At 61.4% G+C, this 26,484-nt stretch carries 23 protein-coding genes; 8 read left to right on the top strand and 15 right to left on the bottom strand.

Going from position 1 to position 26,484, the window contains the following annotated elements; translation table 11 throughout:
- Window positions 1-6: 6 nt before the first annotated feature.
- A complete protein-coding gene (locus EOJ32_RS19655; protein WP_164871522.1) occupies window positions 7-1,119 on the bottom strand; it encodes a glycosyltransferase in 1,113 nt (370 codons plus the stop codon).
- A 118-nt stretch (window positions 1,120-1,237) separates the two neighbouring features.
- Between EOJ32_RS19655 and EOJ32_RS19650 the strand changes: the two genes are divergently transcribed.
- The 3 genes from EOJ32_RS19650 to EOJ32_RS19640 all read left to right on the top strand — a co-directional run bounded on the left by EOJ32_RS19650 (window position 1,238) and on the right by EOJ32_RS19640 (window position 4,060).
- Window positions 1,238-2,023, top strand: coding sequence for a family 16 glycosylhydrolase (locus tag EOJ32_RS19650; RefSeq protein WP_045983279.1), 786 nt, complete (start codon window positions 1,238-1,240; stop codon window positions 2,021-2,023).
- Window positions 2,023-3,318 carry an O-antigen ligase gene (locus tag EOJ32_RS19645; protein WP_127899991.1) on the top strand — a complete coding sequence of 432 codons (1,296 nt, stop codon included), beginning with the start codon at window positions 2,023-2,025 and terminating at the stop codon, window positions 3,316-3,318. The genes EOJ32_RS19650 and EOJ32_RS19645 overlap by 1 nt, the downstream gene beginning before the upstream one ends.
- 139 nt (window positions 3,319-3,457) lie before the next feature.
- A complete protein-coding gene (locus tag EOJ32_RS19640) occupies window positions 3,458-4,060 on the top strand; it encodes a recombinase family protein (protein WP_045983288.1) in 603 nt (200 codons plus the stop codon).
- A gap of 434 nt (window positions 4,061-4,494) precedes the next feature.
- On the opposite strand, the gene EOJ32_RS19635 is transcribed toward EOJ32_RS19640, so the two are convergent.
- Window positions 4,495-5,097, bottom strand: coding sequence for a sugar transferase (locus EOJ32_RS19635; RefSeq protein ID WP_206692796.1), 603 nt, complete (start codon window positions 5,095-5,097; stop codon window positions 4,495-4,497).
- 1,097 nt (window positions 5,098-6,194) lie between these two features.
- Between EOJ32_RS19635 and EOJ32_RS19630 the strand changes: the two genes are divergently transcribed.
- Both EOJ32_RS19630 and EOJ32_RS19625 read left to right on the top strand, forming a co-directional pair.
- Complete coding sequence (locus EOJ32_RS19630) at window positions 6,195-7,286, top strand: acyltransferase (protein ID WP_164871521.1); 1,092 nt, start codon at window positions 6,195-6,197, stop codon at window positions 7,284-7,286.
- A gap of 162 nt (window positions 7,287-7,448) precedes the next feature.
- Window positions 7,449-8,534 (top strand): mechanosensitive ion channel family protein, encoded by a 1,086-nt coding sequence (locus EOJ32_RS19625; RefSeq protein WP_127899988.1) that lies wholly within the window; start codon window positions 7,449-7,451, stop codon window positions 8,532-8,534.
- 98 nt (window positions 8,535-8,632) lie between these two features.
- Here the strand turns inward: EOJ32_RS19625 and EOJ32_RS19620 are convergent, their stop codons facing one another.
- From EOJ32_RS19620 to EOJ32_RS19595, 6 genes are all read right to left on the bottom strand, one after another.
- Window positions 8,633-8,869 (bottom strand): hypothetical protein, encoded by a 237-nt coding sequence (locus EOJ32_RS19620; RefSeq protein ID WP_127899987.1) that lies wholly within the window; start codon window positions 8,867-8,869, stop codon window positions 8,633-8,635.
- Window positions 8,870-8,943: 74 nt separating this feature from the next.
- Window positions 8,944-11,370, bottom strand: a complete 2,427-nt coding sequence (locus EOJ32_RS19615; RefSeq protein WP_127899986.1) for a GNVR domain-containing protein — start codon at window positions 11,368-11,370, stop codon at window positions 8,944-8,946.
- Window positions 11,370-12,344, bottom strand: coding sequence for a glycosyltransferase family 2 protein (locus EOJ32_RS19610; RefSeq protein ID WP_127899985.1), 975 nt, complete (start codon window positions 12,342-12,344; stop codon window positions 11,370-11,372). Before EOJ32_RS19610 ends, EOJ32_RS19615 begins: the two co-directional genes overlap by 1 nt.
- Complete coding sequence (locus tag EOJ32_RS19605) at window positions 12,341-13,330, bottom strand: glycosyltransferase family 2 protein (RefSeq protein WP_127899984.1); 990 nt, start codon at window positions 13,328-13,330, stop codon at window positions 12,341-12,343. The genes EOJ32_RS19610 and EOJ32_RS19605 overlap by 4 nt, the downstream gene beginning before the upstream one ends.
- Before the next feature lie 7 nt (window positions 13,331-13,337).
- On the bottom strand, window positions 13,338-14,435 hold the full coding sequence (locus EOJ32_RS19600; protein ID WP_164871520.1) for a glycosyltransferase family 4 protein: 1,098 nt from the start codon (window positions 14,433-14,435) through the stop codon (window positions 13,338-13,340).
- A 304-nt stretch (window positions 14,436-14,739) separates the two neighbouring features.
- Window positions 14,740-15,672: an IS5 family transposase gene (locus EOJ32_RS19595; RefSeq protein ID WP_127899982.1), complete on the bottom strand. Its 933-nt coding sequence runs from the start codon at window positions 15,670-15,672 to the stop codon at window positions 14,740-14,742.
- A gap of 274 nt (window positions 15,673-15,946) precedes the next feature.
- On the opposite strand from EOJ32_RS19595, the gene EOJ32_RS19590 reads away from it, so the two are divergent.
- Window positions 15,947-16,270: a hypothetical protein gene (locus tag EOJ32_RS19590; RefSeq protein ID WP_127899981.1), complete on the top strand. Its 324-nt coding sequence runs from the start codon at window positions 15,947-15,949 to the stop codon at window positions 16,268-16,270.
- Here the strand turns inward: EOJ32_RS19590 and mobV are convergent.
- Window positions 16,233-17,522 carry a MobV family relaxase gene (gene mobV, locus EOJ32_RS19585; RefSeq protein ID WP_127899980.1) on the bottom strand — a complete coding sequence of 430 codons (1,290 nt, stop codon included), beginning with the start codon at window positions 17,520-17,522 and terminating at the stop codon, window positions 16,233-16,235. The genes EOJ32_RS19590 and mobV overlap by 38 nt on opposite strands.
- 181 nt (window positions 17,523-17,703) lie before the next feature.
- Here mobV and EOJ32_RS19580 point away from each other — a divergent pair, with 181 nt between their 5' ends.
- Both EOJ32_RS19580 and EOJ32_RS19575 read left to right on the top strand, forming a co-directional pair.
- Window positions 17,704-18,879, top strand: a complete 1,176-nt coding sequence (locus EOJ32_RS19580; protein WP_127899979.1) for a nucleotide sugar dehydrogenase — start codon at window positions 17,704-17,706, stop codon at window positions 18,877-18,879.
- 168 nt (window positions 18,880-19,047) lie between these two features.
- Entirely contained in the window at window positions 19,048-20,070 is a 1,023-nt protein-coding gene (locus EOJ32_RS19575; protein WP_127899978.1) for a glycosyltransferase family 2 protein, read from the top strand.
- A gap of 98 nt (window positions 20,071-20,168) precedes the next feature.
- Here the strand turns inward: EOJ32_RS19575 and EOJ32_RS19570 are convergent, their stop codons facing one another.
- From EOJ32_RS19570 to EOJ32_RS19545, 6 genes are all read right to left on the bottom strand, one after another.
- The gene (locus EOJ32_RS19570; RefSeq protein ID WP_127899977.1) at window positions 20,169-21,050 is read right to left on the bottom strand and encodes a glycosyltransferase family 2 protein; all 882 of its coding nucleotides are present in this window, start codon (window positions 21,048-21,050) and stop codon (window positions 20,169-20,171) included.
- Window positions 21,051-21,075: 25 nt separating this feature from the next.
- Window positions 21,076-22,101, bottom strand: a complete 1,026-nt coding sequence (locus tag EOJ32_RS19565; protein WP_127899976.1) for a phosphoribosyltransferase family protein — start codon at window positions 22,099-22,101, stop codon at window positions 21,076-21,078.
- Window positions 22,102-22,136: 35 nt separating this feature from the next.
- Complete coding sequence (locus tag EOJ32_RS19560) at window positions 22,137-23,585, bottom strand: lipopolysaccharide biosynthesis protein (protein ID WP_206692795.1); 1,449 nt, start codon at window positions 23,583-23,585, stop codon at window positions 22,137-22,139.
- Between the two features lie 418 nt (window positions 23,586-24,003).
- Window positions 24,004-25,569: an IS66 family transposase gene (locus tag EOJ32_RS19555; RefSeq protein WP_127897300.1), complete on the bottom strand. Its 1,566-nt coding sequence runs from the start codon at window positions 25,567-25,569 to the stop codon at window positions 24,004-24,006.
- 69 nt (window positions 25,570-25,638) lie between these two features.
- Window positions 25,639-25,995 carry an IS66 family insertion sequence element accessory protein TnpB gene (gene tnpB / locus EOJ32_RS19550; RefSeq protein ID WP_071209476.1) on the bottom strand — a complete coding sequence of 119 codons (357 nt, stop codon included), beginning with the start codon at window positions 25,993-25,995 and terminating at the stop codon, window positions 25,639-25,641.
- The gene (locus EOJ32_RS19545) at window positions 25,992-26,411 is read right to left on the bottom strand and encodes a transposase (protein ID WP_205963144.1); all 420 of its coding nucleotides are present in this window, start codon (window positions 26,409-26,411) and stop codon (window positions 25,992-25,994) included. Before EOJ32_RS19545 ends, tnpB begins: the two co-directional genes overlap by 4 nt.
- Between the last annotated feature and the right edge of the window lie 73 nt (window positions 26,412-26,484).

The raw sequence follows: 26,484 nt of genomic DNA, 5'->3' as shown, positions 1-26,484 counted from the left end.
CCGGCATCACTGCGCCGAACCGGCGTCCACCACCGCTTCTGACAGCCAGACCGCCCAGGACGGAGCCCCGGACGGCAGGCGGCCACCCTGCGCGGCCATGGCCGCGATCCGGGCAGCACAGGGGGCAGGGGGCCGGTCCCAGGCCTGGCCGGGCTGCGGCATCCGCGGCAACGGGTCGGACAGGGCGGTTGCGTCCTGGGGCAGGTCCACCGCACGGCTGCGGCGGTCGCGCAGGCTTTCCGCCAAGCGCGACAGCATGGCCGGGTCGACCAGCCGGGGCAGGGCGCCCAGCCAGCGACGGGTCTTGATGTCGGCGACCAGATGCTCATAGCGCAGGGCTCGGCGCAGCTGGCGGTCCACCGACGCGGCGGCCGCGCGCGTCTCGGGGTCGGGCATCGGGGGCAGGGCGCGATGCGCCTGCAGCATCGCCTCGACGGTCGCGACGGACAGCCGGTGCGAGATCGACCCCGCATGGCGACGATAGGCATAAAGCGGGTCCGGCAGCAGCAGGAAGCGCGCGCCCCCGATCAGCAGGCGCAGCACCAGGTCGTGATCCTCTCCGATCCTCAGCCCGGCGTCATAGCGCAGGCCCGCCAGGGCGGTGCGTCGGATCACCGGCTTGAGATAGCCGTAGGGGGGCAGAGACGCGCCGGGGTCGTTGCTGCGCAGATAGGGCGCCGCATCCAGCATCATGGGCGCGGACAGGCCGAGGGGCTGAAGGAGGGTCCGACCCTGCGGCACCGTCCCGAAATAGACCAGGTCATCCGCGACCAGATCGGCACCCGCCGCATCCGCGGCGGCGATCAGGCGCGCCAGCCGGTCGGGATGGATCAGGTCGTCGCTGTCCACGACAGCGATCCACGCACCGCGCGCGGCATCCAGAGCCCGGTTGCGCGTGGCCGCGGGCCCTGCGTTCCGCGGCGCGGCGATGACCTGCACCCGGTCATCGGTCGCGGCGATCCGGCGGGCGATGGCCAGGCTGTCATCGTCCGAGGCATCGTCGGACAGGATCAGCTCCAGCCGCCGTTCGGACTGGGCCAGGACCGAGGTCATCGCGCGGGCCAGATGCGCCGCACCCCGGAAATTGGCCATCACCACCGATACCACGGGAGGCGTCATGCGTTCCGTCCCGTCCGATTGCCCGACATGTGAACGCCTTTCCCTTGACCCGTTTGGCTGCGGCTTCCATAAGCCGGGCGGGTCTGCACGGCAACCATGCGGCCAAGAGGCTTTGCACATGCGCCATTCATCCGCTCTCGCCCTCGCGCTCATCCTGGCGGCGCAGCCCCTGTCTGCCCAGCAGGCGGACCCGCATCCCGATGCGGACGGCTTCTTCGAGGATTTCACGAACGGGCTGGACAAGGACCGCTGGTACGTGTCGGACGGCTGGACCAACGGCGACTGGCAGGACTGCCACTGGTCGGGCCGGGCGGTCCAGGTGCGCGGCGGCCTGCTGACGCTGTTCCACATCCCGGCGCCGGGAAACAGCGACCGGCCCGCCCTGTGCGGAGAGATCCAGAGCAAGGCCTATCTGCAGCACGGCACCTACGAGGCACGCATCCGCACCCCGCGCCAGTCGGGGCTGAACGCCTCTGTCTTCACCTATGCCGGGCCGGTCCACGACTCTCCCCATGACGAGATCGACATCGAGATCCTGACCCGCGATCCGGGCGTGATGACGATGAACACCTATGTCTCGGGCCAGCCCCACAACGGCGGCACCACGCCTTCCGATACGGCCTTTGACGAGGACTTCCGCACGGTCGGCTTCCGGTGGGCGCCCGAGGGGATCACCTGGTTTCTGGACGGCCGGGAGGTCCACCGCACGGAACCCGACAGCATCCTGCCGACCCATCCGCAGAAGCTGTACATGTCCTTCTGGAGCACCGCGACCCTGACCGACTGGATGGGCCACCAGGAGCCGCAGGACGGCCCCCTGGCCTATGAGATCGATTGGGTGGCCTTCACCCCGCTGGATGCGTCCTGCCTGTTCGAGGGTTCGGTCACCTGCGAGGACCGCTGATGGTCGAGACCATGCCCGCCGGCGCGCCCATGACGGCCAGACGACCGGCACGCCAGCCGCGACGCCGGGTCCTGAGCTATTCCCCCAACGCCATCGCGGCATTCATCGCGATCTTCGGCCTGACCTTCATCACCCCCCTGGGGTCCAAGGGCGCGCTGCTGTTCCTGCTGGGGGGCATGGCCCTGGTGGCCACCCGGCCCGGCGAGGTGCTGGCCTCGCTGCGGCGCGAATGGCCCATCGTGCTGGTGGCGCTGTGGTGCGTGATGTCCTTTGCCTGGTCGGACTATACCTCGCTGACGTTGCGCTATGGTATCCAGCTGGTGCTGACGGTGATCATCGCGGTCGCCATCGGCTATCGGCTGGCCCCGATGACCTTCGTGAAGATCGTCTTTGCCACCAGCGCGATGGGGGGGCTGGCCAGCCTTCTGCTGGGACGGGCCCGGTCCGACGGGATGGGATATCTGGGCATCCATGCCAGCAAGAACGCCCTCGCGGATGCCAGCTCTGTGCTGATCATCGCCTCCCTTGCGGTGCTGGTCGACCGGCGCCTTTCGATGCGCTGGCGCCTGCCTGCGCTGGCCGCCATGTTCCTGGGGGCGGTGCTTCTGGTGATGGGCCAGTCCAGCGGGGCGCTGGTCAGCACCATGGCCGTCATCCTAGTCTTCGGCGTCATCATCCTGATGCAGCGCCTGACGCCCTACATGCGCCTGGTCGCGATCGCCCTGGCAGTCGTGCTGGGCGCGGCGATTGCCATCCTGCTGTCCTCGCTTTCGGATGAGCTGGCGCGGTTGTTCCTAGACGTGACCGGCAAGGACATCACGCTGACCGGCCGGACAGACCTGTGGGCGGTGGCATTCGGACAGATCGCCGAAAGGCCCCTGCTGGGGGTCGGGTTCCAGGCCTTCTGGGTTCCCGGACAGCCGCTGGCCGAACAGCTCTGGGCGGATTTCGGCATTGCGGGCCGCAGCGGGTTCAACTTCCACAACACGCCCATCTCGAACGCGGTCGAGATCGGGATCCTGGCGACTGCCGCTCAGGCCCTGATCTTCATCGCTGCCGCGTGGGCCTGCCTGGGCTGGGCAATCCGCAGTCCGTCGGCCGCATCGGTCTTCTTCGCCCTGTTCATGGTGCGGCTGTTCATGCTGATGTGGATCGAGGTCGTGTATTTCTATCAGTTCAGCGCCGGGACCGCGATCATCATCGCCGCCATCTGCTATACCCACCGTTTCAGGGACCATATCGGCAAGCCGGTCCCGCGCCGGGCACGCCGTCCCATCCGCATCACCTTCCGCTGATCGAGCGTCAATCAAACGGTCGTTTTCCGGACAGGCCTGACCGGCCCGTCCGCAGGCATGGTTTCAGAACCCTTTTCTGTCCGGAAACCCTGTCCGGAAATCAGTTGTCCGGAATACCCTCTTGGCCTACGATTTGGACATGCTGATTGGATATGCCCGCGTCTCGACAGAAGACCAGAAACTGGACCTGCAGCGGGATGCCCTGAAACGGGCAGGCTGCGAACGGATCTTCGAAGAGAAGGAATCCGGCCGTGCCGGGACCGGGCGTCCCGCCCTGGAGGCCGCGCTGGCCTTTCTGCGCCCCGAGGATCAGCTGGTGGTGTGGAAGGTGGACAGGCTGGGCCGCAGCCTGCGCGAGATGCTGGACACCGCCCACAGGCTGCAGGGGCAGGGGGTGCGCCTGAGATCCCTGACCGAGGCCATCGACACCGAGACGCCCACAGGGCGGTTGATGTTCAATTTCCTAGGCACCATTGCCGAATACTTCCTGGACCTGAACCGCGAGCGGACGATCGAGGGGCTGAAGGCCGCTGCCGCCCGCGGCCGCAAGGGCGGACGCCGGCGCAAGCTGACCGAGGCGGACCTTGCCATGGCCCGCGCCTTGCTCCGGGACCGCGGCATTCCCGTGGCCCAGATCGCCCGGCGCCTAGATGTCAGCAGGGCCACCTTCTATGCCTATTTTCCGCAGGCAAGGACCCGCAGTCTGATCCAAGGAAGCCCCAAACCGGCTTTGCCCGAGTAGCCTGCGGTCAAAGTTTTGTTCACCTTTTGAAGGCGAGATTCACGTGATCAAACGCATCAACTGAGACCCTGGCTAACAGTAAAAAGAACCAGAAATTACTCCGAATCCTTGCTCAATAATTGACAAGGCGGCCACTTTGCCCATGGACAAGCTGTGCCCGTCCTCCGGCACGGTCGATGACGCGATCATGGTGACCGTGAACCGGGCACTAGCGGTGTTCCTAGCAGGTCAGCACCGCAGCGGACGCTGGCAGGCCGGTGTTTCAAAGCAGCATGCTTCGCACTGCCCAAGGCAACGTTGCGGCCACTCCCTTCCGTTGTGGGAGCGGCGTGGGTCAGGCACATGATCCTATGGCCAGTGCCGGATAGATGCGGAAGGTAACGGTGAGGCCTAAAGGCCTTATCACCTGGACTACATCGGATACAGCCGCCCGCTCAATGCGCTCCGCGGGACAGCGCGACGGCGGGGATGGTCATGAAGATGATGCGCAGGTCCATCCACGGGTTCCACTTCATCACGTAGAAGCGGTCCATCTGCACGCGCTCCATGTAGGTCGTGTTGCTGCGGCCGCTGATCTGCCAGAGGCCGGACAGGCCGGGGCGGGCCGCCAGATAGTGGCGGGTCGAGCTGGCGTAATGGTCCAGCTCTGCCCGCACGACCGGACGCGGGCCGACCAGGCTCATCTCTCCGGTCAGCACGTTCAGAAGCTGGGGCAGCTCGTCCAGGCTCAGCTTGCGCAGCACGGCGCCCAAGGGGGTGACGCGCGGATCGTCGACCAGCTTGCGCTGTTCGTACCACAGGGCCGCCTTGGCGGGATGCTTGCGCAGGTATTGCTCCAGAACGGCGTCGCCGTTGACGACCATGGTGCGGAACTTCCAGCAGCGGAACTCGCGCCCGCCGAAGCCTACGCGGCGGTGCCCGTAGAGCAGCGGCCCGGAATCCGTCAGCTTGAGGACGATGACCAGCGCCAGGATCAGCGGCGCCAGCAGCAGCAGGCCCAGGACCGCCAACGTGACATCCAGCCCCCGCTTGGCCATGCCACCCACAGGGGCGGCCCTTTTTGCGCGCGCCCGATGCAGTCCCGCAAGAGAGGTGTTGGCCGCGAGGGAGGGGCGACAGTTCGACACGAAATCTCGCTGTGCACGTATCGTTCGCATATTAACAACCAACCTCATGATAACTAAACGTTCTTGCCGAATGATGCCAAGAGATGCGGACGGCGTGCCGCCATCGTCCTGGGAAGGCACTCTACATCATCTCGTTAAAATTTTAGCAATCCGTAAGATATGGTTAACACATCATGCAAAATCACCACTCCAAAGCGTCGCCACTTAAATAGCCGACATGAAAAGGTTTTTTCTGCAAATGCCCCGTGGCTGTCTTTTTAGTTAGGTTGAATCAAGTGCCTACAGGAAACGCTGTGGTCACCAAACTTTTTGCAGCCAGTCCAAGCCGTAAGCAACATGGGAATGAAAAGGCAGGTTTCACCACTCTATACACCGGAAATGACCCGTTTTCCGGTTTGGCATGACAGGAATTTGAACACCTACTCTCAAGCCGCTGCATCAGAAGGACACCTGAATTCTTCGTCTCCTCAAGCATCGCAAGATAATATCTTTGTAATTCCCTATTTTGATACATCCTTATAAAGGCTGCTTACTTACGTAATTAAACTTTAAGTTGATTTATTGTAGTTTTGTAAACTTTTGGTTGTTAATTGCGCAGTTATCGCTCTCTGGAATGTCTTACGGCACAATCCCCTGTTGCCCGGTATCTTGCCCTCCAGGCGGTTGGCATGAGGACCAACCCGCACAAGTGTGGGACCCCAAGCACCACCCCCTCCGATAAGTACTAGCGCTCGTGGTGCACCTTATGTGCGGCACCCTGCACCAAGGCTGCATACCAGCAAGGTCGAGTAGCCTTAGGCGTGCGAACCGTCGGCCAAGTGCGGGCACTGGCCCGTTCGATGAGGTGAGCCGGCGTTGAAAGGTTGCTTGAGCATGTAGCGCATTAAGACAGGTGGCGAGGCATATGCCTCTGCAGTAAGAGCGTTCCCATCGTCGATGAAGCAGCCTTACGCTTGAACTGGTCCACGGACAGCTTAAGCCTGATGCATGGGAACTGCAGAACTATCATGATCCATAAAAATGCGCATTATCCTGCCTTGGATGGCGCACGCGGAATTGCCGCCATTTCAGTATTTCTTTACCATATCAGCGACTATTTCGGCGGCTTGCAGTTTCTTCAAGGATCTTTCCTGGCCGTCGATCTTTTTTTCCTGATGAGTGGATTTGTTATTGCGCTGTCCTATGAAAGATCGCTTATCAGTGGCACTCGATCTTTCAGGTCCTTCGTCTGGGCAAGGGCATTGCGACTGTATCCGCTGTACCTGATGGCATGCGGAATAGGATTCACGTATTTCTTCGTAAAATACCTCACAGGTTCAGATGACGCCCCCAGCATGCTGCAACTGTCGGAGGCCATCCCTGCCACCATTCTTCTTGCCCCTTGGGCTCCTGCGGCAGAATGGGGGTTCACGCCCTATCCCTTCGCGCCCTCGGCCTGGAGCTTGAGCTTCGAATTCTGGTACAACATTCTTTATGCCCTTCTGGCGATCCGACTGGGAACAAAGGTTCTTCTTGGGGTTTCCGCTATTTCCTTCGCCATCCTGATTCACCAATCCCTCCAATGGGGTAGCATCGACATGGGATGGAGCGTTGCCACAATGCTGGGCGGTTCGGCACGTTTCTGGTTTTCCTTCAGCGTCGGCATCCTGATCTTTCGGCATCAGGTAAAAAACATGAGCAGCAACAAGGCTTTTCTCTCTTTGTCCATGCTCTGCTTTGCGTTCGTTGCCATTCCAAGAGATGCGCTTTGGTTGGGGATACTCTGGATTGCTGCAGTATTTCCAATGGCACTTGTCTTTGGTGGCGCCTATCAAATCACGGGACTGTCATCCAAGCTATGTAACCATCTTGGACGTCTATCTTATGGAATTTATATTCTTCACGCCCCGATCGTTCTTTTTCAAACCGGGATCTTTAAGGTATTTATGGGGGACCGATGGGCTGATCATAAATCTCTCATCGGAATTTCGATAATCGCAAGTGTTCTGTTGCTGTCCTGGGTATGCACTTATTACATTGACGAGCCTCTCAGGAAATATCTCAAGAAGCGGCCGGTCAAGCGCTCTGACAGTACGATTCCTCCTGTGCTGCCGGTTTGATGCTTAATAAGGGCATTTGGAAAACTCATCCCGCCTGATCGGAAAGCAGGACTGACGCGCTCGATATCAGGCAGGCAGGTAAGCACACCTAGAGACCCACGCACCTGAACGAAGCGCCATGTCGGAGGTTGGTGTTGACCCGTCAACCCTTCCGAGGACTGCATGACCCGCTGGACCGATACCGCCCTGATCTTCGTCGCCGCCGTTGCGCTGTCATGGCTGGGCTGGATGCTGATCGACCGTCTTCTGCTGCGCCCGATCGCGCAGCGCAGTGATTTCTGGCGTCCACTGCTGGCCCGGTCCCGCGGGCCGGTCCAGCTGGCACTGATCATTGCCGCCCTGTCCATTGCCACCCGCATCGCGCCCCTGACGGTCGAGGAAACCGCCACCCTGCGCCACGTGCTGCTGTTATGCTTCATCGCCTGCATGACCCTTGTGGCGCGCACCGCGCTGCAGATCTGGGTCGCGCTGCATCTGCGCCGTTTCCGCATCGATGTCGAAGACAATCTGCTGGCGCGCAAGCATGTCACCCAGTCCCGCATCCTGCAGCAGGTGGGCAGCCTGCTGATCGTTGCCGTCGGCATCAGTGCGGCATTGATGTCGTTTGACAGCGTGCGGCAATACGGCGTCAGCCTCCTGGCCTCGGCGGGTGCAGCGGGGCTGGTCCTGGGCCTGGCCCTGCAGCCGGTGCTGCGCAACCTGTTCGCGGGCATCCAGCTGGCCATCACCCAGCCCATCCGTATCGACGACGCGGTGATCGTCGAAGGCGAATGGGGCAATGTCGAGGAGATCGGCGGCACCTATGTGGTGATCCGCATCTGGGACAAGCGCCGCCTGATCGTGCCGCTGAGCTACTTCATGGACCAGCCCTTCCAGAACTGGACGCGCGCGGATGCGACGCTGATCGGAGTGGTGATGCTTTATGTCGATTACGCGGTCAGCATTCCCGACCTGCGCCTTGAGGCGGAACGCATCGTTCGGGCGTCACCCCTGTGGGACCGCGACGTCTTTGCCCTGCAGGTCACCGATTTCCGTGAGACCGTGACCGAGGTGCGCATCCTGGCCAGTGCCCGCAACGCCGGACGTGCCTTCGATCTGCGTTGCGAGATCAGGGAGCACCTGCTGGCCTATCTGCAGACGGATCAGCCCCATGCCATGCCCCGCCACCGGGGCAGCATCCAGATGGACGACCGCCCCGATCGATCCGCGGGTCTGGCCGACAAGGGGATCATCGAGGTCAAGGGTTAGGTCCTGCGGCTGTCACCATGGCATGCCTTCCGAAGGCATGTCGCAGGGATCGTGACGTCCTTGTCGATCGGCGTTCGGCACAGAAAGGGCGGGCAGTCTTACTTGGGCTGGATGGACAGCTGATTGCGCGCGGTTCTTGGCCGGGTGGCACGCGATCCGCGGGTGTTGCGGATCGTGGCCAGGATCACATAGCCCAGAATCACCATCTGCAGGAAAACCACAGCCAGCAATGCCATGCCCAAGCTTTCCCAAGCCGAATATCCCGCCGCCGAGCCCCCGATCAGGGCCACCGCGGTCGTCGTCAAGGCAGCCAGCAGGTAACAGATGACAAACATGCCGCATCTCTCATCAGATTGCCCCCGCTATAGCACGGGAGACATCAAGGTGAGCGACAAAGGTTAAGAAAACCTTACCGACCCGTCATGCGACGCTTGAGCGACATGTAGGATTTGGGGCCGGCCAGATAGTTCTCCATCTCTCCGGGCAGCAGGAACGACTTGAGCTTGCGCAGGTTCACGCGGTCGTAGACGACGCCCAGGCACCGCGATTCCAGCAGGGAATCCTCGGCCAGGGCGGTCTCGGCCATGGCGCGCGAGGTGCGGCCCCATTCGGCCACGATGACGAACTGCGCCAGCTCGTGCAGGATCGCCCGGCCTTGGGCCACGGGGTACAGCGGCGGGACATCGACGATGACGCGGCTGAAATCGCCATCGCGCGCCTCGGCCGCGATCTGGCCCAGCATCTGGCCGGTCAGCAGGTCGTCCGAAGGCCCGCCCTGATCCAGCCCGCAGGGCAGCACGACCAGGTTGGTGTTGGCGATGCCGACCAGCATGTCCTGCCAGTTGCCGCCGCCGCTGACCGCGTCGGTCAGGCCCGGCTTGCGGTCCAGGCCCAGCATCCTGCTGAGCGTGCGGCCGCGGCTGTCGGCGTCGATCAGCAGGACAGAATGCATGCCGATGCCCAGCTGGCCCGCCAGGTTGAAGGCGACCGAGGACCGTCCATCAAAGGGATGGAACGACGTGACGCCCGTGACGGGCAGCGCCCGGCCCGTCGCCTCGCCCGCAAGGCGGACATGGCGCAGCGTTTCGGCATAAACGGAATCGGGATAGTGCAGCACCGGGACCGGCACCTGGATGACCGGCGGCCGCAGCCTGGACAGGACGGGCAGCGTCTGCCCGCTGGCCGTGGCCGGTGGCGTTCGGGTGGCCGCGGGTGCCGCGCCCACCGCACGGGGACGACGAACCGCGGGCAGCACCGGCAGGTGGCCCAGGAACCGCAGGCCCGAATATTCGGTCAGGTCGGTGGATGTCCGCAGCGAGCGTTCGCGCCATTCGCGCAGCGCGGCGATGGCCATGCCCAGGAACATCCCCAGCAGCGTCGCGGCCAGCGCCGTGCGCAGCACCGCCGGGCCCGAGGGCGTGGTCGGCACCTGGGCATAGGACAGGATCCGCACGTTCGACACCGGGAAGGACTGCTGCTGCTCGATTTCCTGCGATCGGGTCAGGGTCTGCTGATAGATCGCGGACAGGGTCGCGGCCTCTTCCTGCAGGGCCCGCAGCCGGACGAAGTTGGCGGCCTGGTCGCTGTTGCGGGCCGAGGCCTGCTGGACGCTTTCCTGCAAGGCCTCGACGCGGGCATTGGCGACGTCCAGCGTGCTCTGGGCCTCGGCGCGTTGAGCCTGCAGTTCGATGAACAGGCGTTCGGCAGTGCTGACCAGAGTCTGTTGCAGGCCGGGGACCTGCGGATGGTCCGGTCCTGACGAGGCCAGCAGGCGCTGCAGCCGGGCCTGGACATCGTTGTAGGAATCCAGCCGCGCCCGCAGTTCGTCCGACACCTCGCCGCCGATGGCCAGCGAACTGTTGCTGTTGGTCAGCCCCTCGACCCCGCCGGCGACGGCGCGGTCATAGGTGTCCAGAACCGCCCGCGCCCGCGCGGCCTCGGTCAGGACCTCGGTCAGGCTGGAGTTCAGTTCGTTCAGCGCCTGTTCGGTCAGAAGCCCGCCCGAGGAGAACTCGACCAGGCTGTTCTCGGCGGCAAAGCGTTCGGCCGCGCCGGCGGCAGCCTGCGCCTGCGCCTGCAGCTCCTCCAGGCGGGTGCGCATCCAGGCATTGGTCTGGCCGACGGAATCGGCATTCGAGGACAGGATGTCCTGGACATAGAGATCGGCATAGGCATTGGCGACCTGCGCCGCGATCTCGGGGTCATGCGAGGAATAGCTGACCGCCACGGCAGAGCTCTGGCCGATCCGGTCCACCCGGATCTCGCCCCGCAGCCGCGCGGCGGCCAGGCGACGCGCAGGGTCGACCTGCGCCATCGTCGCGTCGGACGCCATCAGGTCGTCCGGATTAATGACATCGGCGGGGGTGGTCAGCGCGACCAGCTGGTCGCGGATCCAGGTCACCGGCCAGAACACCGTCGACAGGAAGCCCCCGATGGCCGAGGTGAAGGCCGACCGCGGCGGGTCCATGAACGACGGGTTCTCCTGCAGCCCGGTCAGGTTCAGCACGTCGTCGGCCAGCTTGTTCGATTCCAGGACGACGCGTGCGTTCTCGATCCGCTCGACCGGAAGGGCGGCGCTGGCGATGCCGCCCGCCTGCTGGACGGACCGGTTGACGTTGCTGTCCAGAAGCAGGCTGGAATAGGTGGTGTAGGTTTCAGGCTTGGCGATGGAATAGGTCAGGCCCAGCATCCCCAGCAGCACGGCGGGCAGCACGATGGTCGTGCGCTGCCGGCGCAATGCCACCATCAACCGCCGCAGATCGATGGTCTGGGCCGGCGCGGCCGGTGCCTCGATATAGGCCATGTTCCCGTCATAGGGCTTGAGTTCGCGTCCCATCAGCTTTCCTTGGGTCCCGAGCGGGGTTCGGTATCCGACCGATCCGGCGCCGTTCCATAAATTTCGATCTGCCGTGCGCCGCCAAGATGGGCGGCCGCCCCGACATGAAGCGCCGCACGCATCAGCTGGCGGTTGCGCCAGGCCGGACGTGCCACCCCGACCACGGCCAGTCCGCCGCAGACCAGGGCCTTGGCCACCGCCACCCCGGCCGCGCGGATGCGCCCGGCGCGCGGGCGTCCCTGGGCGATCAGGCTGGCATGCGTCTGACCCATCCGATAGCGGCGCCGCAGCAACCAGGCAAGGCGCGCGCGGTCCGATGGCACGGTTTCGTGCACGACAGCCAGGGGCGCAAAGGCGATTTTCCCGCCAGCGGCCAGAAAACCGGCAAAAAAGGCACTGTCCTCGCCGCCCGAACGGCCCCGGACCGGGTCGAACGACAGCCGTCGCGCCGCCGGGTCGGCCAGGTCGACAAGCACGTTGCAGGTATAGCCGCTGGTGATCGAGCCATCCGGGCCATAGACCGGCAGCGTATCATGCGCCCGCGCGCGGTCCATCCAGATCGGCGCGTCGGGACGGTAATGGGCGCGCACCGGCCCCAGGACGGCGCCTGCATCCGCATCGCGCCACGCCGCCACAAGATGCATCAGCCAGTCGGGTTCGACCGTCTCGTCATCGTCCAGATAGACCAGCAGCCGCGCGCCTGTGGCGCGGGCATGATCCAGCAGAGCGTTCCGCGCGATCGAGATGTTGGCCTGGGGCGCATGCAGATAGCTGATCTCGAGGGGATGGTCGGCGGCGATCCCTTCGACCAGGTCGCGGGCCGAGGGCTGCGCGTCGTTGTCGGCGATGGCCACGGCCACCGGCAGGCCGCAGGGCGTCAGCACGGCAAGCGATGCCAGCGTGGCGGCCAGTTCCGGGCGCCGGAAGGTGCAGATGCCGATCAGCACCCTGTCTTGAAACAACGGCGCGCTCATGCAGGGGTCCGTTCCGCAGCGGGCTTGCGGGACAGCCATTCCCGCCAGAACCCGGCAGACCAGGCCATGTGCATGGTCCCCGCCACCAATCCCGCAACCAGCCCGCGGGGCCGCCCGGTCTGCAGGGCGATCATGACGCCGCCGACCAGACAGGCCAGCAGCCACAGCAGTAACGGCAGGGCAAAGACCGCGCCGAACGGCGCCAGCACGACCAGTGCCGCCGCCGGGGCCAGCATGGCCACGACGGCCTGACGGGCCGCGGGGCGGGTCCCGTTCTTTTGCAGGTTGCGGGCCCGCCCGCGCCCGAAATTGAAATATTGCCGGATCAGGGGGCCAAGGCGCGCCCGTGGGAAATAGGTCAGCCGGGTCCGCCCGGTCAGCCAGATACGATGGCCCGCGGCTGTCAGCCGGTGGTCCAGCTCGGCATCCTCGTTGTGGCTGAAGCGCGCGTCATAGCCGCCCACCGCCCGAAAGGCGTCGATCCGCATCAGAGCGTGATGCCCGTGATCCACCCAGGCTCCACCGCCCGCCAGCCGGTGTGCCGACCCGCCATTGCCCAAGCGCGAATTCTGCGCCTCGGCGATGACCTGCTGCAGAAACCCCTGGCCCTCGGCATGCATGGTGACGACGACGCTGTCGGCACCGGTCCGCTGCGCCTCGGCCAGCAGAGCGTCGCCGTAATCGGCGGGATAATCGCTGTGCGCATCCAGCCGCAGCAGCCATTCGGCCCCGTCCCCGAACCGGTCCACGGCCAGATTCATCCCCGCCGATTGCAGCCGGCCGGGATTGTCGATCAACCGGATCAGGGGATCGGCGGCGGCTCGGCGGCGGACGATGTCGCAGGTCGCATCAAGCGATCCGCCATCGGCGACCACGACCAGCCCGTTCACCCGCGCCGCAAAGGCTACGGCAAAGGTCAGGACGCCGTCGATGTGACGCGCCTCGTTCAGGGCCGGAATGACGATCAGCACATGGGGTTCTGACATCGGGACCTCAGGCAGCGGCGGCGGATGCGACCGAGGCCGCGTCCCCTGCCCCGCAGATGGCGGCCGTCAGGTGACGGCATTCGGCCTCGTCCATCTCCAGCGCGGCGCGGGGAAGAGCCGCGACCGCGGCACGGCGCGCGGCCAGACCCGTGGGATCGATGGCGGACAGGGCTGCAGCGACGGCCGCGGCATCGGGCGCCGCGACGGTGAAACCGCATCCCCAAGCCGCGACACGGCGTGCAACCTCGGTCCCATCCAGAACCACGGGAACGGCGCCGTTCAGGCATCCTTCGTACAGGCGGTTGGGAAGCAACCAATCAGAGTTCTGCCCCGCCTGATACCGGTCGATCAGCCAAGCCACGTCCAACTGCGCATAGATCTTGGGCAGATCGTCGGGCCAGTCATAGGCGCCCATGAAGGACAGGTCGGGATTGGCATCCACGACCGCGTGGAAATCCTCCATGACGTCCAGGGCCGGACGCCCGCGCAGGATGACCCGGAACCGTCCGGGCTGCGCACGGGTGACCTGATCCAGCACCTGGAGGGACCAGCGACAGCGCAGCATCCCGAACCAGCCGACGATCAGCGGGCCCCCCTGCTCCGCCCCGCCGGGTGCGGGAACGGCCTGCGGCGACGACGGAACGGGCCGGGCGAAGGGCTTGTTCTCGACCAGCAGGACTGGGACGTCCGGCTGCTTGAAATGGCGCAGATAGCGCGTCTGGAACGCGGGCGAGGACAGGACGACCAAGCTGGTGCGCGCCATCAACCCGGCCTCGACCCGGCGCAGGATACGGGCGGGCATGCCCTGCCCCAGCATCATGCCGTGAATGTCCAGTAGCTCATAGACCAGCCGCGCGCCCCTGGCGCGTGCCAGCCGCGCGCCCAGGGCCAGCATTTCCAGATTGCGGGCCAGGATGACCTCGGGGCCGCCGTCCTGCGGAGGGACAAGGCGCGCGATGCGGGGCCATGCCTCGGCGATCGCGCGGACGCGCTGGATCATGCGGCCGTTCGACGTCTGTCCCAGCACCGTCGCAGGTTCGGGCAGCGCCCCCTGCCCCCGCCGGAACCCCGCGACCCGAACCTGTGCCCCGCCCTGGCGCAGCATCCTGACCCTTCGCCAGATCGAGGGGTCGTCAAGGTCATGGGCAAGATAGGTCACGCGCAAAAAAGGGTCTCCGGCAGGATAATCGTTACAAAGGGTCTTGGGACAGGACATGCAGACAGCACTTGGGGCCGCCCAGGAAATGTCGGCACTGGATAGACAATTCCGCCGCACGGGAAAACAGCCTAATAGGACAACTTTTGCGATCTGCCGACAAGGAAGCGTGAACTGTTGAATCCGCAAAGGGGTAAGGGGCTTTGTTGCACAAAGCCTCTGATGTCCGAGGTTCCCCTTTCCCCGGACGGATTTATCCCGCGGTTTCTGTGACAGGAATACCGAGCGCGGTGTAGCCGTTCATGACGGCGATGCGGATCTGGATCTCCGCGACCTGTCGGTCAAAGTCCCGCGCCATGAGGCGCTGCCCCAGCAGTTTCATACAGTGCATCTTCGTTTCGGCACGGCTTCGTCGGTGGTATCCGCTCCATCGTCGCCAAAGCGCGCGGCCTAGATATTTCGCGGCGCGCAGGGCTTCGTTTCGCGCGGCGGCACCGGCGGTGAGGGTCTTCCACGGCTTTGCATTCTTGCGGGGCGGTATGACGGCATGTGCGCCGCGGTCGGCAATGGCATCGTGGCATTTGCGTGTGTCATAGGCACCGTCGGCGGTGACGCTGCCGATCTGCTCGTCCGCCGGGATCTGATCGAGCAGGTCGGGTAGCACCGGGGCATCACCGATGTGGCTCCCCGTGATCTCGACGGCTCGAACCTCCAGTGTTTGCTCGTCGATTCCGAGATGGATCTTGCGCCACACACGCCGTCTGGGGCCGCCATGCTTGCGGGCGTGCCATTCGCCTTCTCCCTCGACCTTGATCCCGGTGCTATCAATCAGCAGGTGCAACGGGCCCTTGGAGCCGCGGTAGGGGATGTTGACAGCCAAGGCCTTCTGACGGCGAGACAGCGTGCTGAAGTCGGGCACCGTCCAGTCGAGGCCAACCAGTCGCAGCAGGCTCTCGACGAAGCCGGTCGTCTGCCGGAGCGCCATGCCAAACAGCACCTTCATCGAAAGGCAGGTCTGGATCGCGGCATCGCTGTAGGTCTGCTGGCGACCACGCCTGCCTGTCGGCGCGGCATCCCAGTTCATCTCGGGATCGAACCAGATCGTCAGCGAGCCCCGGCGCTTGAGTGCTTCATTGTAGGCTGGCCAGTTCCTGGTCCTGTAAGTCGTGGGTGTGGGTCTGCTCATGCATCACAGCTACCACGCTGGATTCACGAGATGAATCCCTGACGCGATTTGTGCAACAGAGCCGTACTTTCTCATAAAAGCTTGGGAACTATGCAAAGTTGGAAGAGAGGACCCGGATCTCTCCGGGTCTTATGACTTCCGAAACCCGGCACGGTCGGTCGTGCCGCGGTTGTGGGTGCCAAGAGCTATTTTCGGTCGCCGAGGATGCTCAGGATGCGATCGAGTTTGTCCTCAATGCGGCCCATAGGGGTGTTGCAGTTGCAGGATATAGCCGATGTCTACCAAATTTTCATTTGGGCATCCGCGCTTTGTTCTGGCGACGCATTCATTTCGCATTTCGCATTTCCCGCCATCGGCACTCATCTGCATCGCCTGTTGGAGGGTATTGTTGGCAAGAAATGGACGTGTAATTTTTACACTCGCCAACGTCGCCGTTCTTCGCGTCCAGAGCCGTTCCAGCCAGCAGGAACAGGACAGCGACGTTGACGTCGCGAAGTTAACATTCCACATTTTTGGCCAATTGCCCTTCATGCGCCTTGCCGAAAAGACCGAGACAGGGCTCAGTGCCCGTCATCCCAGGCATCGTCCTTCGGCTTGATCCGATGCTCTGCGGCGGGTTCATCCCGGACCTGCTCCTGGACGACCGGTTTTTTCTTCGGCGCGTGGGCGACAGCCGCGACCGCCGCCTTGGCCTGCGGGGTGATCCTGGTCCTGATGGGAGCCTTCGCCTTGACCACTGGCTTTGCGGCCGGGGCATCGAACGCATCCAGCGCCTCCTTGGCGGCGGTCTGCAGGCGGGTGACGAGGGCTTTCTCATCCAGACCCTGTTCCTTGGCAAAAGCTTTGCCGCCAGCGATCAAGCCGTCCTGGACAGCGCGCAGGCGGCGGTTCTCCTTGGCGATCAGCTCGGCCCTGGTCTCGGTGGCCTTCAGCTCGCGTTGCAGCTTGCGGTTCTGGTACTGAAGGTGGCTGACCTCCTCCCGCATCTTCGGGGTGCCGGTGACCTGCTGCTTGAGGGTGAACAGTTCGACGGCGTGCGTGCGGTTCTCGCGATGCCGGGCGGCCTGGACGCCCCTGAGAGCGTCTGAGACGTCCTGTGAGGCCCTTTCCCGCCATTCCGCCTCCGTCTCTCCGCCGATGCCCAGAATGGCCCCTCTGCGGCGCTCTGGGAGGCTCACGGCGGCATCGGGGTCGGTGAGATGGGCATAGGCCCTCTGAACCCGCTCATGGCGCGCCGGAGAGCCCTGCAGGCCACGCTCCAGCCCGTGGGTCTTGCCGACCCGTTCCGCAAAGTCGGTCTGCATGGCGGAGAGCTGCTGCCGGCTGCCGACGATGGCGCGGGCGTTCAGTTTGCCGCGTTCGTCCAGGGGAATGGTCATTACCGTCATGTGGGGGGTAGACTCATCCCGGTGGATCACCGCGGAGAGGACGTTTTCCGCCCCATGGCGGGCCTTGAGCCAGTCCAGGGCATCGGTGAAATAGGCGTCTTGCTCCTCCCGGCTCATGGCCTTCAGGGCTTCGGGGGAACCGCCGACGAAATACTCCAGCCCGTGGACGGCATTGCTGCGGATCTTTTCGGGGGCGCGGTCCTTCCAGGTATCGAGGACGGCGCGGCTGGTGTCGCCGCCGACCAGGATAGTGTTGTCGGGGGTGCGCCGGGTGTCGGCGTTGGGCGTGTCGCGTTCCCGGAAGGTATGCTGGAGGCTTGCCCCCATGTTGCCCATGGTCTTGATCTTGGCACAGCGGAGGATGGCGAAGCTGCGCGGAGTGGTGACATGGAGCATCCTGCCGCCGATGCTGCGATCCAATCGGATCCGCCAGGCATCATCGTCATCGTTGCGCGCACCCATGAATCGACCTCCGAAGGAAGATTTATGTGTACTCACTAGACAATTTGGCACAAGGCCAAATTGATCGCTCGCCCCGCAACGCGGGGAAGGGACACATAAACCTTCCTTCGGAGGAAGCCTCTAGCGGTTGCAACGGCGCTACTGCGCGCTATGGTGCGGCCCGCATCATAAGGGGTTTACCATGTCCGGAAAAATCATCGCCGTCGCAGGCATCGGCTATGTCGGCCTTTCCAACGCGGTCCTGCTGGCCGGGCGCAATACCGTGCGCGCGCTGGACGTGGATGCGGGCCGCGTGGCCATGCTGAACGACCGCAAATGCCCGATTATCGATGACGACATCGCCCGCCACTTGGCCACGCAGACGCTGGACCTGACCGCCACGACCGACCCGGCCACGGCCTATGCGGGCGCTGATTTCGTCATCGTCGCGACGCCCACCGATTATGATCCGGTCACCAACTACTTCAACACCTCCAGCGTCGAGGCGGTGATCCGCGACGTGACACGACTGGCCCCGCAGGCGGTGATCGTGGTCAAATCGACCGTGCCGGTGGGCTTTACGCTGGACGTCCGCGCGCGGCTTGGCACCCAGCAGGTGATTTTCAGCCCCGAATTCCTGCGCGAAGGCCGGGCCCTTCACGACAACCTGCACCCGTCCCGCATCGTGGTCGGAGAGGACAGCCCCCGCGGACGCGCCTTCGCCGACCTGCTGGCCGAGGCCGCGCTGGACACGGACGTGCCGGTCCTGCTGACCGGTTCAACCGAGGCCGAGGCGATCAAGCTGTTCGCCAACACCTATCTTGCCCTGCGCGTGGCCTATTTCAACGAGCTGGACAGCTATGCGATGTCGCTTGGCCTCGATAGCCGCCAGATCATCGAAGGCGTCGGCCTGGACCCGCGCATCGGTGCGCATTACAACAACCCGTCCTTTGGCTATGGCGGGTATTGCCTGCCCAAGGACAGCAAGCAGCTGCTGGCCAATTACAACGACGTGCCCCAGAACCTGATCGGTGCGGTGGTCGATGCGAACCGCACCCGCAAGGACGTGATCGCCGACGCGATCCTGGCGCGCAAGCCGCAGGTCGTGGGCATCCATCGGCTGGTGATGAAGGCCGGGTCCGACAATTTCCGCCAATCCGCGGTGCAGGGCATCATGAAGCGCCTGAAGGCCAAGGGGGTCGAGGTGGTCGTGTTTGAACCCGCCCTGCCCGACGCCCGCTTCTTCGGGTCCGAGGTGATCCGCGATCTGACTGACTTCAAGGCGCGCGCCGACGTGATCGTGGCAAACCGCCTGACCCTGGACCTTCAGGACGTGGCTGACCGGGTGTTCACCCGTGACCTGTTCGGCGGCGATTAATTTTTTACCATAACCAAATTTTATTTTTTAGAGTATTTATATAAAATATAGGTTTGTAATCCTTTAATTATACGAAACCAGATCTTGCGAATTTTTCTCAAAAAAGATCGTCGCAATTGTTAGTGCATATGAAAAAAAAGATCATCTGGAAGATTTGGAGGGGCTATCATGAATGAACTATTTTTGACTGTGATGTTTGCGACTAGAAATGGATCCGCAACATTAAGAAAAACACTAGAAGGATACCGTCGTCTAAACCACTCGAAAAATTGGCGCATGGTAATAATAGATAACGGGTCAACTGATGACACTGCCGATATCTTGAATTTCTATAAAGAAGTTCTTCCGCTTCAAGTATATAATGAAGAAAGACCAGGAAAAAATTTGGCGCTAAATGCGGGGCTCAATAGGGAAGAGGGGCCTAAAGCAGATCTTTACGTGTTTACTGATGACGATGCCATCCCGATGCCAGGTTTTCTTGACGGATGGTTGCAAGTCGCCAAAGAGCAACCAAGCTACGATATATTCGGCGGGCTTGTCATTCCAGAATTCATGGACAAGCCTCCGGCATGGTTGTTTGACAGTGAAGAACACTTTGGCGTTCTGTTCGCAAAGAACGATCGCCCAGAGGGGAAAATTAAAGCAACGCATGTTTACGGACCGAATATGGCAGTCCGGAGTTGGATACTGAAAAAGGGATATAAATTTGACGAAGATATAGGCCCCAGCAACAAAGTAAACTATGCGATGGGTAGCGAAACAGAATTTTGTGTTAGAATTGAGAGTAAAGAAAACCTCAAGACTTGGTTTACCCACAAAACGGCAGTGCAACATTTAGTTAGAAAAAAACAAACTACTGTTGAATTTTTTTCCGGACGAGCCTTCCGGCATGGGCGTGGATACGCTTTGCAGCAGTTAAAGTCTGATAGGCCAGTGGGACAAAGGAAGATGATAATTTTTTCAGCTTTCTTCACCTACCCAATATTTTTACACTACATTCTTACCCGCGGAAAAAATAAATATAATGTTTTGTGGAAGTATCATTGGCAGCGAGGTTATTTGCTTCAGCAGGTCGACTCTACGTACCCTAATTATTTGAATTCAAGCGCACCAGTTAAAATAGGGCTTTCTTTGCTATTGGCCATGAGGGCTACATTCATGTCTAAAGGAATCTCTAAATATAATAAATAATACAATTATTTCACAGTATAGAAAATAAAAAACACTGATTATAATTTAATAAATATTCCAAGCATTCGCGAAAAATTAATAGGTATTTTTATTATATTTTAAGACCGATATGGGGAGCGACCAGCTGACAATCTCAACACCTCTCCCTGTGCGGCAAGCATCAATGTACCGGTAATCCCAAGTATACCAATCTTGTTCCATATGCTTACATCCGTCTTGACCATCCACCGTGCTTGACCTGTTGCTTCAAGAGCAAGCCGCCAAAGAGCCTTAAATGTACCGATGTCGCGAAAACCGTCTATATGCCAACGTCCTCCAACGATGCGACGCCGCTTGCGGATCAATTCTGTAAGAGTAGCTCGGGTAGGGTGGCCAACGATCATTTCAGGAACATAAATAATCTTATGACCAGCTTTGACCATCCGGCGTGAGCATTCTGCATCGCCTCCAGATAGTAAATTAGCATCAAATCCGCCGATCGCGCGCAGATCGTCGCGTCGGCAAAGCCAATTCGCCGTCACACAATAGCCATGTTTAGTGTTATAAAGTTGGTTAAAGGCGGTTAATTCTTCATAGCAGGTGGCAACTGGCCGAGCGCCTTCCTCGCGGAAGAGCACGATGTCTCCAGCATAAACTCCAGCATCCGGTCGACGCTTCAAGACGGCAAAAGCTTGTTCTATCCAATTAGCGGCCGGCACACAGTCGCCGTCGGTGAATAAAACGTATTTTCCACGCGCCACGGCCAGTCCGCGATTGCGGGACCGGTACGAACCGGGGATTGGCTCCGAAAGCAAGGTGACGAAATCAAAGCTCCGTACTGCATTAGCCGTGCCGTCGGTTGATCCGTTATCGATAACGATCACCTCAAAGTGGTTACGTTTGACTGTCTGCGCTTTAATCGCTTCAAGCGTCTGCACAATGCGCCGTTCACCGTTCCAAACTGGAATGATGATGCTGATTACAGGATCATTATTCTGCATTGGACATACCTTTTGCTTAGCTGGGTCAGGACTTGGGCTGCGGGCGAATCAGCTTCTTTAGGGTCTGGTACGTCCTATCCCCAAGAATACCACGTACCATGACCTTCCAATGATTGCCCGTACTGTGCTTACGCTGCCTTAGGCGGTTCGGAAGATTACGTATATTTTGCTGGACAGCTGCAGAGGACAGCGGGTTCGGCAAGTGAATCTGATGAGTTTCCACGCAAAGAACGGGCTTCCCAGACAAGCGCGCAATGATATCGGCCTGCCGCTCCTCGCTTTCGATAAAAAGAGTACTTTCAGTTTTGCGGTAAAAGTCGGCTTTGAAGCTGCCATGTACCCCCTGCCGTCTACGCTCTTCAGCACTAGGTAGGTTCAGCATAATTAGTTCGCCATACTCAATTCCTCGGCTCTTTAGCCAGGCCTCGGTCAAATCGCGATATTTCTCAAGCCGGCTTGTTACCAGCCAACCGATCTTGCGCGAGGTGGTATGTAAAGGAACCGCCTCGCTTAGAAAGCGGCGATAAGCCTCACCATCGTCATTTTCCTGCTTAGTCGGATCGACGCACAGAACGCCGTCTATATCGACGCAAGCTTGATCCAGCACGATATGGTGCATGAAGTTCCACTGGAAGATACGTGGGTTGCTAACTTGCTCAAAGATAATGTCGACATCAGGATGGGTATTCTTCAGTCCGTAAACGGCGGCGAAGATAATTTCTCCTTTTACGCCAGCCTCCGTAATTCGCGCCCGAGCACGACGCATTGCGTCACCACTCTTGATACTATCATCTAGAATTAGGATGCGGCGCATATCGCTTAGGCTACGATCCAGTCGTTGCGTGCGTTTAGTCGAAGTGCCGGAAGAGTAGATCCGTCCTTCCAAAAAAGAGTCTAGGTCAGTCAGAGGAATATTTGAAACCAAACTTAGCAGATTGGCCGCCAAAAGCCCGCTGCGAGGAATACCCACAACCAAGTCGATATCAGAGGGAAGCCGGTGCAAGTTGGTGATTATGGCATCGTTCAAATCTGCCAAGGATCTATAATTCATGTCTGCTATCCATGTTGATTGGACTTAGCTTTGGTTCACGTCTTCGTGCCGCCAAGCCTGATGATAAGCATTCTCGATGCCAGGATACGAACTTCTGCCAAGGTTTCACGCCCTGCCGCAAACAGTGAGGCTATTACCGTAACAATCATGTAACTTAGAATGGTAGCTATGATCAGAGTAACGACTGATCCGCCTGGCAGGTGCGACTGCAAGAACCATAATAAGGCTACTGCGACATGGGCACCCACCACAAAGGGTGAAGCAACGCGCAGGATGTGCTTGGCTTCTACAGCTCCTATGCGACCGACATAAATCCAAAGTAAGGGTGTACGCAGATATTCAAGAATTGCATAGGCCAGCGCGACACCAAAAGCCCCATAAGGAAGGCCGATGATCACTGCCATAGTCATTGTCATTGCCCCAAACATACCCCACAACATGAAATCCCTCGTTCGGCCTTGGCTGATGAACAGCCAGCCTGCAGGGCTGTTGAGCGGCTGCAACATTCCTGCAAACCCAAGCGCCTGAAAAATCATCACTGCCCCCTCCCATTGACGGCCTAGGGCCAGTGGGATCAGCAGGTCGGCCATTGCAATTGCTACTGCCACGCCCGGCAATGCTACGAACAGCAGTAACGGAGCTACGCGCAGATACGCCTTTCTATACCGCTCAGGTTCATTATTCATTCGTGACAAGGCAGGCACCATGACCTTACCGAGCGGGTAGATGACTTGCTGTAAGGGAAACAGCAGTAGCCTGTTGGCACGGTCATACAGTCCCAGCTGCTGGTTGCCCCATTGGCGTCCAATCAGGATCTGGTCGATGTTACGGGAAAAATAGTTGGCAAAGTTGAATCCGGTAATGCCCGCCCCAAAATTGACCATTTCCTTGGTCCCACTGACCCAGCGCGGCATACCGGGACGCCAACGCGAACTTATCCAGCAGCCCAAGGTGGAGCATATCATCGTTGTCATGCCACCGACGAAAAGCGCCCAATAAGTCCTTTCATAATATGCCCAGACAATTGCTGCAGCTAATCCTAACACCGCACTTAAACTGTCCAGCATGGCAAGGCGCCCGAAAGCCATTCGGCGGGTGACCAGGGCATAATGCTGTGCACCAAGTCCTGCGACAAGAAGTTGCAAGCTCATCAAGGCGACAAGCGGAGCCACCTGTGGCTCACCGTAGAACTTTGCCACGAAGGGTGCGATTAGGATCATGATCGCACCCAGTAGCGCACTGACAGCCATGTTGATCCAAAACAAGCTGTTGATCTCGGCGGAAGTGATGGCTTTTTTTTGCACCGTCGCCTGTGTCAGGCCCATGTCCAAAAACAGGCCCACAAAAGCCACAACCGGCGCGGCCATAGCAACAATCCCAAAGTCCTCGGGCTGCAGTAGGCGTGACAATACAATGACCGAAATGATCTGGCAGATCAGCTTGACGAGTTGTGCCCCACCGGTAGCAAGCGCACCTCGTTTCACTGCTCGACCAATCGATTGGACTGGCGGATCAAACCGTTTGCTGTCGTCGTCTATGATCTTGATTCCTAATGTATGGCTGCGGCGGCTTGCACATTATTGATAGTAACTGCAGCTGCAGATGCCCTCAGGCGCAAGCACGATGCAATGCGGGAGCAGACGTATTGAGAGAGCTATTTTTTGTCCAAAGGGAAGGCGTTGTTGCAGAACACTTACCTGCCATAAGATTCATGTGGCCTCCTTGGTAAAGGTGGCATGAAGTTAGCGGATCAAGCGACGGTGTGCCGGCCCGGCCCGTTGGCTTAGGTAGGTCGGACAGTTTGGAGCCGTGGCCTTAACCCAGGTAAGGAAAATAGCCAAGACGCCAGTTTCCAAATTTCTTTCCAAACAGCCAAAGCGCAGTAAGCGCGACGTCGCGGCCCTATGCGGTGAGGCTTGACGGCTGTGCGTGCCGCCAGGGCATGAGGTCTTCGATGCGGGATTTGGGGTGTCCGTCGAGGATGGCGCGGAGGGTGTCGGCGAGATAGTCGACGGGGTTCACGCCGGCCATTTTGCAGGTGGCGACGAGCGAGGCGAGCATGGCCCAGTTCTCGGCGCCGACCTCGTTGCCGGCGAAGAGGGCGTTCTTGCGGGTCAGCGCGATCGGACGGATCTGGTTTTCGACCGGGTTGGTGTCGAGCTCGAGGGTGCCGTCGTCGAGGAAGCGGATCAGGCCGGGCCAATGCGCGAGGGTATAGCGGATATCCTCGGCCAGAAGGGATTTCTGCGGGATGCGCGACAGCTGAGTTCCAAGCCAGGGCTTGAGCGCGGCGATGATCGGGGCGGCCTGGGCGCTCCGGACGGCGAGACGGTCGGCGGGAGCCTGGCCGCGCACGGTCTTCTCGATCTGATACAGCAATGCGATCTGGCGCAGCATCTCCTCGGCGATGGGCGAGCCCTCGCTTTCAAAGCGCTTCACGAAGCGACGGCGGACATGGGTCCAGCAATTGACCAACTGCCACGGCCCCTCATCGCGCGTGATCTCGGTCAGCGCGTTGTAGGACTGGTAGGCGTCACATTGCAGGAACCGGCCGCGGTATCCGGCGAGGAACTTTAGCGGATGCTCCCGTCCTCGGCCGGGGGCGTAGTGGAACAGCACGATGGGCGGACCGACACCGCCATGGCCGCGATCGTCGGACACGACGGCCCAGAAGTAGCCGCTCTTGGTAGCCTTCCGGCCCGGATCGAGCACCGGCGCGCGGGTCTCGTCCACGAAGATCCGGTCGGCGCTGCGCAGATGAGCCTTCATGTGGTCGATGACAGGCATCAGGTGGAAGCAGGCGCGCCCCGTCCAGTTGCCGAGTGTGCCACGGTCGAGGTGGAGACCTTGCCGCTCGAAGATCCCCGCTTGGCGGTAGAACGGAAGGTGGTCGCCGAACTTCGAGACGATGATCCACGCGATCAGCCGTTCGGTCGGCAGCCCGCCAGGGACGACATGCTCAGGGGCATGCGCCTGCACGACGGCCTGCGAGCAGCGGCGACAGGCGTATCTCGGGCGCCGCGTCACCAGCACCTGGAACTGCGCCGGGATTACGTCGAGCCGCTCGGATATATCTTCCCCGATCCGGGCCATCTCACCGCAGCCGCAGGGGCATTGGATGCTGGCGGGCTCGATCACGCGCTCGACCCTGGGCAGGTGCGCCGGCAGATGCCCGCGGTTGCGCGCGGGCTTGCGAGGTTCTTCCCCGCGCGTTTGGGCAAGCGCGGCCTCTGCCTTTTCCTGCGCGGCCGCGAGGACGCCTTGGGCCAGTTCGGCATCCTCGAGCGGCAGATTGAACTGGTCGGGTGACAGCTTCTCGGAACTCTTGCCGAAGCGCTCGCGCTGCGATGCCCGCAGGATGCCCTCCAGCCGACGATTGGCCTCCTGCACCTCCACGAGCGCCGCCTCGACCTCGGTCAGGCGGGCCTTCAGATGAGCGTTCTCACGGCTGAGGGCATCGGCATCCATGCCTCGGAGTGAATCACGCAAACGCGGTTCTGGCTAGCAAAAACAGGGAATTCCCGTGCGTCCGCCCGCTCACCCTGCGACCAGCGGACGCCGCGCCCGTTCCGGCCGCACCAGCCGCCAATCCAACCCTTCGAACAGAGCCGCCAGCTGCGCCGAGGAGATCCGCATCACTCCGTCCCGCATCTGCGGCCAGACGAACTTGCCTCCCTCAAGGCGCTTGTGAACGAGCACCATTCCGGTCTGATCCCAAACCAGCAGCTTGATCCTGTCCGCCCGTTTCGAGCGGAAGACGAAGACCGCCCCACAGAATGGATCGAGCCCGGACATCTCCTGCACCGCCAGCGCGAGGCCATCGATCCCCTTGCGGAAGTCCACCGGGCGCGTCGCCACATAGACCTTTGTTGGCCCTCCCTGACCGAGCATCATGATGTCGCCGTCCGCGCCGCCCGGATGGACCTGGTCAGCAGGATCTCATCGGCGTCGGCCCCGACGCGGATCACGACATCGCCGACAACGATCTCCACGCCGGTGGCGACCTCCGTCTCTGCCGGCATCGCCGCTGCGGGACCCTCGACGACCAACTCTGCAAACATCGGCAGGGCCGCCACGCTCTCGGGCACGACAAGCTGCCCCGTCCGCAACTTCTTCCGCCAGTCGTAGACCTGCCAGCGCGTCGTCCCGTGCTGCCGCGCGACATCCGTTACCGAGGCCCCCGGCACCAGGCTCTCCGCAGCGACCCGCGCCCGCTCCGCCTTCGTGCGCCGCCGACGCCCGCTCGGCCCCTCGATCACCTCTAGCCGAGAAACCCTGCCGTCCCCTGGGCCGTCCAAATGGACGCCCACTTTGCCGTCTCGTTCCAAACCAACACCTCCAACGCTCATGCGTACAGAAAATGGCCCGGTCAGATCAGAAGCG

It is taken from the genome of Paracoccus sp. Arc7-R13 (genome assembly GCF_004010775.1).
Taxonomy (GTDB): Bacteria; Pseudomonadota; Alphaproteobacteria; order Rhodobacterales; family Rhodobacteraceae; genus Paracoccus; species Paracoccus marcusii.
This window is presented reverse-complemented; position numbering and strand designations above follow the sequence as displayed.

Coding starts and splice junctions, on each gene's coding strand:
- EOJ32_RS19655 (WP_164871522.1), bottom strand. CDS start 1,119: ATGACGCCTCCCGTGGTATCGGTGGTGATGGCCAATTTCCGGGGTGCG.
- EOJ32_RS19650 (WP_045983279.1), top strand. CDS start 1,238: ATGCGCCATTCATCCGCTCTCGCCCTCGCGCTCATCCTGGCGGCGCAG.
- EOJ32_RS19645 (WP_127899991.1), top strand. CDS start 2,023: ATGGTCGAGACCATGCCCGCCGGCGCGCCCATGACGGCCAGACGACCG.
- EOJ32_RS19640 (WP_045983288.1), top strand. CDS start 3,458: ATGCTGATTGGATATGCCCGCGTCTCGACAGAAGACCAGAAACTGGAC.
- EOJ32_RS19635 (WP_206692796.1), bottom strand. CDS start 5,097: ATGGCCAAGCGGGGGCTGGATGTCACGTTGGCGGTCCTGGGCCTGCTG.
- EOJ32_RS19630 (WP_164871521.1), top strand. CDS start 6,195: ATGATCCATAAAAATGCGCATTATCCTGCCTTGGATGGCGCACGCGGA.
- EOJ32_RS19625 (WP_127899988.1), top strand. CDS start 7,449: ATGACCCGCTGGACCGATACCGCCCTGATCTTCGTCGCCGCCGTTGCG.
- EOJ32_RS19620 (WP_127899987.1), bottom strand. CDS start 8,869: ATGTTTGTCATCTGTTACCTGCTGGCTGCCTTGACGACGACCGCGGTG.
- EOJ32_RS19615 (WP_127899986.1), bottom strand. CDS start 11,370: ATGGGACGCGAACTCAAGCCCTATGACGGGAACATGGCCTATATCGAG.
- EOJ32_RS19610 (WP_127899985.1), bottom strand. CDS start 12,344: ATGAGCGCGCCGTTGTTTCAAGACAGGGTGCTGATCGGCATCTGCACC.
- EOJ32_RS19605 (WP_127899984.1), bottom strand. CDS start 13,330: ATGTCAGAACCCCATGTGCTGATCGTCATTCCGGCCCTGAACGAGGCG.
- EOJ32_RS19600 (WP_164871520.1), bottom strand. CDS start 14,435: ATGCTGCGCCAGGGCGGGGCACAGGTTCGGGTCGCGGGGTTCCGGCGG.
- EOJ32_RS19595 (WP_127899982.1), bottom strand. CDS start 15,672: ATGAGCAGACCCACACCCACGACTTACAGGACCAGGAACTGGCCAGCC.
- EOJ32_RS19590 (WP_127899981.1), top strand. CDS start 15,947: ATGTCTACCAAATTTTCATTTGGGCATCCGCGCTTTGTTCTGGCGACG.
- mobV (WP_127899980.1), bottom strand. CDS start 17,522: ATGGGTGCGCGCAACGATGACGATGATGCCTGGCGGATCCGATTGGAT.
- EOJ32_RS19580 (WP_127899979.1), top strand. CDS start 17,704: ATGTCCGGAAAAATCATCGCCGTCGCAGGCATCGGCTATGTCGGCCTT.
- EOJ32_RS19575 (WP_127899978.1), top strand. CDS start 19,048: ATGAATGAACTATTTTTGACTGTGATGTTTGCGACTAGAAATGGATCC.
- EOJ32_RS19570 (WP_127899977.1), bottom strand. CDS start 21,050: ATGCAGAATAATGATCCTGTAATCAGCATCATCATTCCAGTTTGGAAC.
- EOJ32_RS19565 (WP_127899976.1), bottom strand. CDS start 22,101: ATGAATTATAGATCCTTGGCAGATTTGAACGATGCCATAATCACCAAC.
- EOJ32_RS19555 (WP_127897300.1), bottom strand. CDS start 25,569: ATGGATGCCGATGCCCTCAGCCGTGAGAACGCTCATCTGAAGGCCCGC.
- tnpB (WP_071209476.1), bottom strand. CDS start 25,995: ATGATGCTCGGTCAGGGAGGGCCAACAAAGGTCTATGTGGCGACGCGC.